Below are 11,561 nucleotides of genomic sequence, written 5' to 3' on the forward strand. Positions count from 1 at the left end.
TCTTTGCCAGCTGAAAATCTAGAGAATAGCTGCTTTTTTAAGTTAGTCGCTTATAGCAGGAGTGGTATATAATAAAAAACAATAATAGACTGTATGAATTTATCGTTTAAGAACGTACTATGCGTATGTTGCTTATTGCTGTCGGGATCTGTGTATGCACAGGTTCCGCAAGACTTGATTGACAAGGCGAAAGCCGCTGGAATGTCGGATACGCAGATCCAGCAGGAATTAGCCAAGCGTATGAAACAAGAAGGGGGATCAGTCGGATCTCAAGCTACCGCTACCGATGCGAAGGTTAGCGACCGGGTAATGCCGGTAATCGATGAAGGACAATCCTTAGAAGCCCAACGTAGAAATAATCTTCCTGCTTCAGCCATGGAGAATACCGTATTCGGGCATGAAATCTTCTCAAACAAGAACTTATCTTTTGCCCCAGATTTAAACATCCCTACACCTAAGGATTATGTGCTTTCCGCTGGTGATGAGTTATTGATTAATGTATGGGGAGATTCCGAGCTAAACTTGAAATTAAAGATCTCTCCGGATGGTACGATCCTTGTACCAAATTTAGGTCCGGTGTCGGTCAGTGGATTGACGATCGCTGGCGCTGAGACTCGTCTGCGTCAGGAGTTGAGCCAGATTATGTCTACGCTGTCTGGTTCGGGAGAGGGGAATACCTTTGTTTCCGTCAGTTTGAGCCAGATTCGTAGCATGAAGGTGAATATTGTCGGCGAGGTAGTCGCTCCCGGTACGTATACATTACCTTCATTCGCCACATTATTTAATGCGTTGTATGCCGCCGGTGGTGTGAATAAGATCGGTTCTTTGCGTAGCATCAAGGTATATCGCAATAGCAAGGAAATCGCTAATCTCGACGTATATGATTATTTATTGAACGGAAAGTACACAACGAATGTTCGTTTGGAAGAGAACGATATGATTATGGTAGGCCCGTACGACCAGTTAGCGGTGGTTCGAGGTAAGGTGAAACGTAATCGTATTTTCGAGTTGCGCAAGGGTGAGACCTTGAAGCAATTGCTGGATATGGCCGGCGGATTTACCGGCGACGCTTATACGAAGGACGTACAAGTGAAGCGTAAATCAGATAGTCGTTACCAGATCTCTACGGTTTCGGAGGATAAGTTCGCTTCTTTCGTGATGCAGGATGGCGATTCTTTGCTGGTAGATTCCGTTATTCCTTTTTATGAGAATCGTTTGGTCGTGACGGGAGCTGTATGGCGTCCGGGAGAATATGAGTTAAGTCCGTCGGTTCGTACGGTAAAGCAATTGGTAAAACAGGCCGCGGGTCTTAAAGGAGACGAGTTCGCCGGCCGTGCCTTGATTACCCGTTTGAATCCGGATTTCACGACTACGATGATCGCCGTGGATATTCGTGGTATCTTGAACGGTACCGCTCCAGATGTGGAGTTGCAAGCGGAAGACCAATTAAGCATTCCTTCCCTATTCGATTTGCGCGAACCTTATACGATCAAGGTTGGCGGAGCCGTGAATTATCCGGATACGGTGCTTCCGTATCGTCATAATTTGACAATAGAGGACGCTATCATGATGGCCGGTGGCTTAAGAGAGTCCGCTTCTTCTATTAATGTAGAGGTAGCCCGTCGTGTGAAGGATCCTAGTTCCAATCAGAATGTCAACCGGATCGCCGATGTATATAACTTCTCGTTGAGTGAGGACTTCAAGTTGAATGCGGGAGATACGATCTTCACATTGGAGCCGTTCGATGAGGTTTATGTTCGTTTCTCCCCGGGGTATCATGAGCAACAGGTCGTGAAGGTGAACGGCGAGATCACTTTTGCCGGTAGCTATGTATTGGCTACGAAGAACGCTCGCTTGAGTGATATTATCGCGAAAGCGGGAGGAGTTACCCCAGAGTCTTATGTAAAAGGTGCTAGCTTGAAACGTCAGTTGACAGAAGATGAATTGAAACGCATGGAGACCCTTCTGGCTTTAAGTGAGGCGAATAAGCAAAGCCGGGATTCCATCGGTGTAGCGTTGATGAATGTGAAGGACTATTCCGTAGGTATTGATTTAGAGAAAGCGTTGGCAAATCCGGGTAGTATCGATGACGTTGTGCTTCGTGACGGCGATGAGCTTTATATCCCGCAGATGCAAAGTACGGTGAAGATGAGCGGAGCCGTGACTTATCCGAACAGCGTAACTTACACGAAAGGTATGTCGGTTATGGATTGCTTGTCTCAAGCCGGTGGTTATAATGATATCGCACGTAAGTATCCGATCGTAATATATATGAATGGTAAGGTCGCTACGACGAAGCGTACCGCTATCTTTTTCAAGCGTTATCCGAAAGTGGAGCCGGGCTGTGAGATCGTAGTTCCGACGAAAACGCAACGTGAGCGCCGAAGCTTGGCTGAGATCATGAGTATCAGTAGCTCCGCTACCTCTATGGCTGCGATGATTACCTCTATTGTTAACATGATTAAAAACTAATCAGGCATGGATACGATAAACAAGATAAAAAGACAAGAGTTACCTGAGGAGCAGGAGATCGATTTAATCGAACTGGCGCAAAAACTGTGGAAAGAGCGTAAGTTCTTATTGAAAGGCTGTGGTATTGCGGTGGTAGTAGGTTTGATTGTAGCTTTCAGTATTCCCAAGGAATATACAACTACGGTGAAATTGGCACCAGAGACACAGGATGCGGCAAAAAAATCTAGTCTTGGCGGTTTGGCTGCTATGGCTGGGATTAATCTGAATGCCGCTGCCGGTGCGGACGCGATCTCTCCGGATTTGTATCCGGATGTGGTGCAGAGTACCCCGTTTCTGTTGGAATTGTTTCCGGTAGAGGTTACCGATAAGGAAAAGGAGTTAAGCACTACATTGTATGATTATATGAGTGAACATCAACGTAAGGCTTGGTGGGGATATATTGTCTCCGCTCCATTCAAGGCGTTGGGTGCGGTAATGAGTTTAATCTCCGGTGACGAGGAAGAGTCTGAGGGCTTGAATCCTTACCATTTGACAAAGGATCAAGAAGAGGTGGTGAAGGCCTTGCAGGAGCGGGTTTCTGTTTCCGTGGACAAGAAGACCTTGGTTATCACGGCTTCCGTACAGATGCAGGACCCGGTTATTTCCGCTCAGATGACAAAGGTCGTTTTGGAAAACCTCCAGAATTATATTACGAATTATCGTACGCAGAAAGTAAAGCAAGATTTGGAATTTACCCAGAAGGTATTTGGCGAGTCACGTGACGCTTATTATAAAGCGCAACGTGCGTACGCTGCTTTCGAGGATGCCAACCGTAATATTATCTCTTCCAGCTACCGTACGGAGCAGGAACGTTTGAAGAATGAGATGACCCTTACGTTTAATGTTTACAATACGTTGGCGCAGAAGTTGGAGCAAGATAAATTGCGTGTACAGGAAGAAACTCCGGTGTATACCGTAATCGAGCCGGCTACCGTACCTTTGAAAGCATCTTCTCCTAAGAAGGCACTTATCTTGGTCGGTTTTGTCTTCCTCGCTTTATTCGGATGTATCGGATATTTATTCGTAAAAGATATGTTTGTGGCAGCTTTCAAGAAAGAAGAGACTGGAGCTTAATTCCCGCAAACCGTAAAATATGCCACGGCCTCGTCATGACTGACTTGTGTCGTGGTTTTTATTTGCGGGAATAGCCGATTGATCCGGGTGGTTATCGTATCGCATAAATTGGGGTAAAAGTTCTCCAAGGCTTTCTCATAGGGTTGCTCGTTGAAGCAGCAAAGGCTTCCTTCATTATAGAATAAATCCATTGCCAACCATTGATTTTTCATTCTCCACTCCGTCGAGTCATTCATTTGTACCCGTAAATGTAAAGGGGCGCTTTTGATGAAGAGATTCATTGCGCCACGCTTGCCTTTTTTACGAATCAGATCTGTTAGTTCCGGAATGACATGTGCGGGGTATGTCTGTTGCCTTTCCACCGTCTCTACCAATAATCTTCGGTTGTAGGACGCTACGAATATACCCTCGTGGTAGTAACAACCTAGAAAATGCTTATCAACATCAGGATAATATCTAACAGGAACGGAGGTTTCCTCTCGTTGCTGGGCCGGAAAAGTGAAAGAGACGTCCAGTTGCTTGAAAATACGCTCTGCCGTATGACTATCCATAGGGGCGTACAAGACATCCCCTTGTGGATAATAAGCGATTAGGAAAGACGATAATTCCAGATTTTGCCGTATTAAAGAAAGGAAAATAGCGGGGGTATGATCTGAGAACGCCTTGCGTATATTCTCCATGGGTAGTATCATCTTCTCGAATACAGGAGGACGATTGATGGCAAAAATTGCCGTGGGGCTTGGAACGACCAAACTATAGGGATCTACCGTAGCGACAAATTGCTCGTCGTTCATATGCTTGTAAAAGTACCTCACGCATACGATCGTACCCAGAAACAAGACAAAAAATGCCGTTATGTCTTTCTTGCTGATCCTCATGTTTGCTTTAGGAAGTGTTTACACCAAGGCTTTAATCCGCATTCCTCACATTTCGGTTTCCGGGCGAGGCAAACATATCTTCCATGCAATATCAACCAGTGATGGGCGATGGGGATCAATTCTTCCGGAATGTTCTTCACCAACTCCTTTTCCGTTTCCAAAGGTGTCTTGCTATTATTGGTCAAGCCGATCCGGTTGGAGACACGGAATACGTGCGTATCCACCGCCATGGCCGGCTTGTCATATACTACGGATGCGATTACGTTCGCTGTTTTTCTTCCTACGCCCGGCAGTTTTTGTAGCTCATCAATATCGGAGGGAACCACGCCTTTGAAATCCTCTATCAGCATTTTCGCCATACCTACCAGATGTTTAGCCTTATTGTTCGGGTAAGATACGCTTCGTATGTATTCAAAGACAACTTCCGGTGTGCTAGCCGCCATTACCTCAGGAGTCGGGAAAGCCTCGAACAGGGCAGGTGTGATCATATTCACTCGCTTATCCGTGCATTGTGCGGATAGGATTACCGCTATCAATAGTTGATAGGGGTCGTCATAATGTAGTTCAGTCTCGGCTACCGGTACGTTTTCCTTAAACCAGTTTAATACGCCTTTATACCTTTCTTCTTTTCGCATTGCTTTTTCGGTTTCTGTTTTTCGCATCCTAAAGGTATAACTTTTAATAGGAATATACAAGCGGAGATGTGCCAAAAATAAGATACACCCGAATTGTACGAATAAATAAAAAAGTACCGATCTCCTTCTTCCATCTAAGAGAGAAAGAAATCGGTACTTTTTTATTTATTATTCCCTAACGATCTGGTGGATATGTATAGATTCTTTTCCTATTGTGGTGATTTCTAAAGAAGAGAAATCCTCGAACATGGTTTTATTTAATTTGATGTAGCCTACGTTTCCTTGATAGACGATGTTTTTCTCGCCATCTTGGGAGAGGCCGGTGATGGATACCAGATTCTCGTTACTTCCGGAGAGGAAGAAAGATACGGCGTTGATATCATCACATTTTATATGAATCATTTCTCCCGGGTTCAAGTTCTTATACGTATCTAGGTTCATATCGTACATCATAAGAGCCTCATTGATTTGCGGGTCTTGTTTGGTTGTCGCCGTGAATCCTAGTACGTATAGCTCCATTTGCTGATCCGAGTTATTTCGCATACGGATATAACGGGCTTTCGGGTCGATGGTGCGGATCGTATCTTTAGCGTTTTCCGTGGAGACATGAGGGATTAGGCTCCAGCTCTTTCCGTCGGCGGACCACTCGAATACCCGTCCGGGTTGGTTGCTTTTCGGAAGATTGAAACAGAAGGATTCCGCTTCTTTCTGGATTTCCCAGCCGATACCCAGATATTGGTTAGGTTGTACCTTGACTACCTCGAATAGGGGAACGTAACCGACCGTATTGTCACCCTCGGCACAAGGCTGGCTCTTTAATTGGTCGATATTCGTGAATATGGAAGGGATGCTAACCTTCACCTCGTCCGGGGCGATACCGTCCGTAGATAGCAGGTTACGACCTGTCTGGCGGTATAAGTCTACGATGAAAGGGTGTAAGACTTTCGATCCGACTTTCACGCCTTTAGGCTGCGCCTTCTGGTTCAGCGTGCGGTTTATCAGTTTCATGCTATCTAGCAAAGCGGATGTTTCCAGATAGCGTTGCCACGTATAAGACCGGTCTTTCTCATACCAAGCGTGCGCCATATGCAGAGCGCTTGTTCCGGCTTTTCCTAAGAACTCGAATTGGATAAGCCATGGATTGATTTGCTCGATCAAGCGTTTATTGGGACTTTGGCTATAGATCATACTCGGGGAAGCCGTGATTTGAGCGAATAAGGTTCCCAGAAGATTCGCGCTTTGCTCCGGGAACGTGTTTTTCTTATATCCGGCGAGGAATGTCTGGATAGGAGCCACATAGTTAGCGGACTCTTCCCGGCGGTATTGATGTCCGTTCGGACCCGGATCGCAGTTATGCTCGCAGAAAATGCGGAAAGCCATGGAGGCCTCCGGCATGATGAAGTCGCAAGCGTCTTTCCATGCCTGTGTAGGATCGTAATTCTCGATATTCCAAGTGTACATTCCAACGCCGAATATAGCGACCTTGGAAGCCTCGGCGTATTCCATAGGATTGGATACGAATCCGGTCATGGTGCCGGCGGCTTGCGTATCTAGGCCGTAGGCGGGTCCCATCAACAAATGATCTTGGCAATAATCGCTTACGGGGAAGTTCCACCAGATATAGGCGGGACGACGGATACGGTTGTTTACCCACTCGACGCCTTCTTTCGTGATATCGGCTACGACACGGTCTCCGGTCCACATGATTTGGATAGCGGGGTCGAGTTGGGTACCGAGGATATCCAGATAATCGGTCTTAGCCCATGAGCGGTTGTATTCGGTAGGGCACATGATCAGGGGCTGCACGTCATTTTTCTTGGTAATAAACTCCTTATGGATGTAATTCAATAAGCCGGCTTGCTTTTCCGGGCGGGCTCCCTCTCCGGATATATCATCGAAGAAAACGGCGAAAGAGCGTACGCCCAAATCGTACATTTTCTCGAATTTGGAAAGGATGTTCATGCTATCTGTCAGGTTCCATTGAATATCTTGTCCCGGGTGGATGGCCCAAACGAAGTTTACTTTGTTATGGGTGGCCTCTTCCGCTAGTTCCTTGATATGCTCGGCTTCCTCGGCGGGATAAGGTTTGCGCCAGTTGGGGGAGCTGTGATAAGGATCATCTTTCGGACCATAGATATAGGTGTTCAGCTTGATCCTTCCGTAAAAGCGGATTTGCTCGATACGGTCGGCGTGGCTCCAAGGCTGTCCGTAGAATCCTTCCACGGTACCCCGGAATAATACGTCCGGATAGTCCTTGATCGAGCAGAGAGGCAGGATCTTCTTACCCTCGTCATATTTAGCTAATTGCTTGAGGGTTTGGGCGGCGTAAAACAAGGAATTATCGTCTACGATCCCGATCATGATACCTTTTTTAGTGATCGTCAGCGTATAGGCACCTGAGCGTTGCATTTCCGGAGTTTTGTCTTTTAGCTTCTTGATCTCTAAAGGGAGAGATTTGCCGGATTTAGCAAAAGGTAGCGCTTCTTTAAGTAGTTTGACCGCATCTGCGTCCGGATTATTTATACCCCGTAGGGTATATCCATGGGACGGTGCGTATGTTTGGCTGGAAATAGTCACCTCTTGGGGCTCGGGGAAGATTCCTAGGGATAGCTTTTGGCTATGCGTTAGGTTACAAACGCCTAGAAGGAGCATGGTGGCGAGTAAATACTTTAGTGTCTTCATATACGATATGATTTAATGTTAACGTTCGTAAATGTATGAAATAATTAAACACGGAGCACACGGAATACACAGATTTGTTCCGTGCCCTCCGTATTTAGATCTTATAGGGAGAATAGCAATACCCGGTTATCCGGATTTGTCCATTCATGGATCAAGCTACGCACGCCGCTGTATTCGGCGGGAGTGAACTGTTGCTTGTTCAACTCGATCGTACGTACCACCTCAATCGTATTTCCTTTCGGAGTGATCGTGCGGGTTACTTTACCAAAAGGCTTGCTTATCACTTGCTCTTTTGTGGAGGTCTGCAACTTCATGCCCTCGGCGGGAGTAACCGTGTATGTTACCTCTTCCCTGATTAGGGAGGGGAGTTCGAATAAGTTGGAACGCTTGCTGTTCAAGGCACTCATGCCCCAGCTATCGATTCCGGCGGAGATGGCTGGCAATACGCAGATGGCGAAACCGTCTTTTGCTTGATCGGCGGAGATGGCCACGGATCTACTTTCCTTAATCTGAATAGGTGTGGTCTCAATCTCAATGGAAGTTCCGGAGAGGGAGACTACCTTATCTAGTCCGCCACGATTTGTCAGCGGGGAGGCGGATAGGTATTGGTCTTTCCCATCGACAGTGGCTTTTACGGCTAGTGTCTGGATGGCAGCCAGCCCGCAAGCGTCCGTATCGAGATGGCCGGGATAGACGGCGAGGACTTCCGACGGGATTCCGGCGGCATTCAACATCACGTTCAAGAGCTGTGCGATCTCTAGCGGCGTACCGTAGGCACTGCGGAGAACGGTATCGATGTCACGGACGGTATAGCCGGTCATCGCCATGGGGATAGGACAGGTACTGAGATTGTTGAGTATATGGTCTCGGATGATGTTCACCTTCTCTTGTTCGTTACCGCTTTTATCGGTGAGGAATTGGGCGAAGGTTTTGCTCTCGTATCCCTGCGATTCCTTTAAGCGCTTATCCAAAGTGGCTAAGGCCGCTTTACCTGAAGGATAGGTAGAGGCTACCAAGTGGGGTGAAGCCTCACGGTTCTTTGGTTGGAAAGCCTCACGGGAGGAAGCGGGAATGTTCCGTAGTGTCCAGTGTACCTCCTTTATACCGTCATGGCTCTCTTCCACGGCTTTTACGGGGGAGCCGTATAGACCGCAAGCCAAGGGGGTCCCTTCCGGTACGGAAATAGAGACCTTGCATTCCTTCACGGGAGAGGTCTCTTGTAGTCGCTCGTTGATATCCAGAGCCGGATAGTAACCCGGTTTTGTGATAATAGAGTAATCCAAGTAAATCGTGGCCCCAAGTTCTAGGCCAGTGTGTACCACGACCATTTCCTTAAGTTGGTTATAGGCCGGAGCGTCGGCGGCGAAACGGGGCAGGACCTCCACGAAGGCGTTATCGGGTGTCTTTACGATCGTACCGTCTTTCTGCCTCGTATAGGATGAGTGAATCTTCAGTGTTTGGAAATCGGGATTGTAGACGATAAAACTCTCGCCATACGTGCTATTCATCGCGGTATGCGTGAAGAGCGTCAACTCCATGGAGGATCGATATTCTTGGCTGCCGTCGGCATGCAAGGTCCAAGCTTTCGATACTTTCCCGTACTCAGCCTCCGATGCGGCGAATGAAGTAACCGTCATCGCTAACAAGCTTAGGAGAAGAATCAGTTTATAGGTTATCTTAATCATTGTCTTTCTTTTTTTATTTCTTGATAATCAAATAGTCACCATAACTCTTATAGGCGTTCACGGCGGAACGGAAGCCTTTCCAGTCAGCCGCGTCGTAGACACGCTTCTTCAACGCTAGCTTCTGGCGCAAGACGATGTTCCGGTCGCCTTCCTGTGAAAGGGAACCTTCGAAATCGGCCGCATTGCTTCGCAGGGCGTCATTCTTCGGGGCGTTCAGGAGGGTATAGCCTTTGGGGAGACGGATGGTCTCATCTTGTTCTACCAAACGGGAGCAAGCGTCCTTGAATCCATACGCACGGTTTTCCGGTTTCGTATCGATACGCAAGAAACTCTTCACTTGATTGTAGAGGTTATTCATGACTAGCGGCTTGATAAGCATCTGGTCTCCGGCGATGATCGCATAATCGGGGATCTCATAAGAGAACGTGATCTTGATAGGGGCCGCTTGATAGTTCTTCGGGTCCTTACCGTAATCTACACGAAGCAGTTTGGCGTTGGGGGATACGGCCAGCAATTGCTTCTCCATCGTGTTCTGCCAGTCGGATTGCCATCCGGTGGTGAAGATGCGGCGGATATTGCTGTCGGACTGTCCCTCGGCGGTGATCGTGAATTGTCCGCGGAGCGTGCCTTTCTCGTCTAGGCGGTTGTCAGCGTGGATGCGGACGTAGTGGTTTTCTGGGGCGGAGACAGGGGTCAGGCAGAGGTCGGAGCCTTCGGGCACACCCGGGAGGTAGTTCTGCTGTTGCTCGGCGCTACTCCATAATTCCCGGCAGAAAGGAACCCAAGTCGGGTCGAGAGGCATATACGTGCCGCTAGCCAGTTTTACCACCGCCACGCAATGGTTGAAATGGTCGGCGGGGATGCTTTCTACACGGCTTCCCGCCATGGTCATCGCCGGGTAAGCCTCGAATCCGGCCATGCGGAGGAAGGCGATCAACGTACCGGCGATATCCTTGCAGACACCGCAACGATCGGTATAATTCATCTTTAGGTTGTGAAGCGTGAAACCCTCGCCTTTACCCATCGAGATCCCGGAGTAACGGATGTTATCGGCCACCCCGTGGGTCAGCACGGCTATCTTCTCCATTTCCGTCTTCTTGCCTTTGATCAGCTCGTCTACCTTCCTTTGGGCTTCCGGGATCGCGGTAAAGCTTCCGTAATCCTCGTTAACCTTATTGAACCATACGGATTTATCTTCCCAGCGGGGCGTGCTGGACATCATGAGCTTCGGGGCTGCGTCGAATAGGTCTACCATATTCGGTTCCTTGGCGAAAGGAAGGATATCGTCGGAGGCGAAGGTATATACTTTCCGTCCATCCTCATATCGCATGGAAGAGGTACATTCGCCTTGGTAGAACTGGAATTGCAACTCTTTCTCCATCGGCATGGATACCCGGTATACCTTACGCACGGTAGGCTCGGTAGCCCAGAAGGGGACGATATCGTAAAACTGTCCCCGCATAGGAGGGATGAAACGCTCGTCGTCGCCCGCCGTCAGCAAGGCGTAGGTGAAACCTTTCTTGGCGATCTCGTACTCCACGACATCTCCCGGTTGCAGGCGGCCCACTTCCAGCATGATCTGCCGGGCGCCCCAGTAGATGGCACGTGCGGGGGCGGCATAGTCGCAAGCCCCAGTCACGTCGAGATTGATCACGTCGCCATTCGCACGGTAGATCGTGGCGTAACGAAACTCGGCATGCGCCGTCAGCGGGTCGTAATCGTATTTGATGATACGGTTGGCGACGGCTCCCTTGGGAGTCTGTACCTTAAAAGCCTTGCATACGGAGAAAGCCCCCGAGCCGGTAGGTTGTACCGTGACGGCGGTGCTGTCCAGCAAGGTGACGCAGTCGTATCCTGCGTAGGCTTGCGATTTCTCCAAGGTAGGATCTTGCGGGTATCGGCAAGAATCCTGCCCGTACATAGGCGATAAGGCCAATAGGGAGACCGCGGTGATTGTTAGAATCCTTTTCATGTTTATAGTGTTTTTGTGATGATATTTCTCGCTAGCTCCCGGCAGGCGGCACGATCGATCTTGCCGCTTCCGGTTTGGGGGATCTCGCTTGCCTCTATGACGTGCCTTGGACGGAGGTACTTGG

General features: G+C 48.4%; 7 protein-coding genes and 1 pseudogene. 2 read left to right on the forward strand and 6 right to left on the reverse strand.

Features of this window, described 5'->3' with window-relative positions; translation table 11 throughout:
• Positions 1-93: 93 nt before the first annotated feature.
• Both QVP94_RS05540 and QVP94_RS05545 read left to right on the forward strand, forming a co-directional pair.
• Positions 94-2,472 carry an SLBB domain-containing protein gene (locus QVP94_RS05540; protein ID WP_022192161.1) on the forward strand — a complete coding sequence of 793 codons (2,379 nt, stop codon included), beginning with the start codon at positions 94-96 and terminating at the stop codon, positions 2,470-2,472.
• Between the two features lie 6 nt (positions 2,473-2,478).
• A complete protein-coding gene (locus QVP94_RS05545; RefSeq protein ID WP_022192162.1) occupies positions 2,479-3,585 on the forward strand; it encodes a Wzz/FepE/Etk N-terminal domain-containing protein in 1,107 nt (368 codons plus the stop codon).
• Here the strand turns inward: QVP94_RS05545 and QVP94_RS05550 are convergent.
• The 6 genes and pseudogenes from QVP94_RS05550 to QVP94_RS19300 form a co-directional block, all read right to left on the reverse strand.
• Positions 3,582-4,463 carry a hypothetical protein gene (locus QVP94_RS05550; RefSeq protein ID WP_005856848.1) on the reverse strand — a complete coding sequence of 294 codons (882 nt, stop codon included), beginning with the start codon at positions 4,461-4,463 and terminating at the stop codon, positions 3,582-3,584. The genes QVP94_RS05545 and QVP94_RS05550 overlap by 4 nt on opposite strands.
• Positions 4,460-5,098, reverse strand: a complete 639-nt coding sequence (nth, locus tag QVP94_RS05555) for an endonuclease III (RefSeq protein WP_008772131.1) — start codon at positions 5,096-5,098, stop codon at positions 4,460-4,462. The genes QVP94_RS05550 and nth overlap by 4 nt, the downstream gene beginning before the upstream one ends.
• Positions 5,099-5,266: 168 nt before the next feature.
• The gene (locus QVP94_RS05560) at positions 5,267-7,780 is read right to left on the reverse strand and encodes a beta-N-acetylglucosaminidase domain-containing protein (protein WP_005856852.1); all 2,514 of its coding nucleotides are present in this window, start codon (positions 7,778-7,780) and stop codon (positions 5,267-5,269) included.
• 101 nt (positions 7,781-7,881) lie between these two features.
• A complete protein-coding gene (locus tag QVP94_RS05565) occupies positions 7,882-9,465 on the reverse strand; it encodes a DUF3857 domain-containing protein (protein ID WP_005856854.1) in 1,584 nt (527 codons plus the stop codon).
• Between the two features lie 13 nt (positions 9,466-9,478).
• Entirely contained in the window at positions 9,479-11,437 is a 1,959-nt protein-coding gene (locus QVP94_RS05570; protein ID WP_022192163.1) for a DUF3857 domain-containing protein, read from the reverse strand.
• Positions 11,438-11,439: 2 nt separating this feature from the next.
• Positions 11,440-11,561, reverse strand: a pseudogene (locus tag QVP94_RS19300) (AMP-binding protein); the annotation flags it as partial.

This window comes from Parabacteroides sp. CAG:2 (genome assembly GCF_000436315.1).
GTDB lineage: Bacteria > Bacteroidota > Bacteroidia > Bacteroidales > Tannerellaceae > Parabacteroides > Parabacteroides distasonis.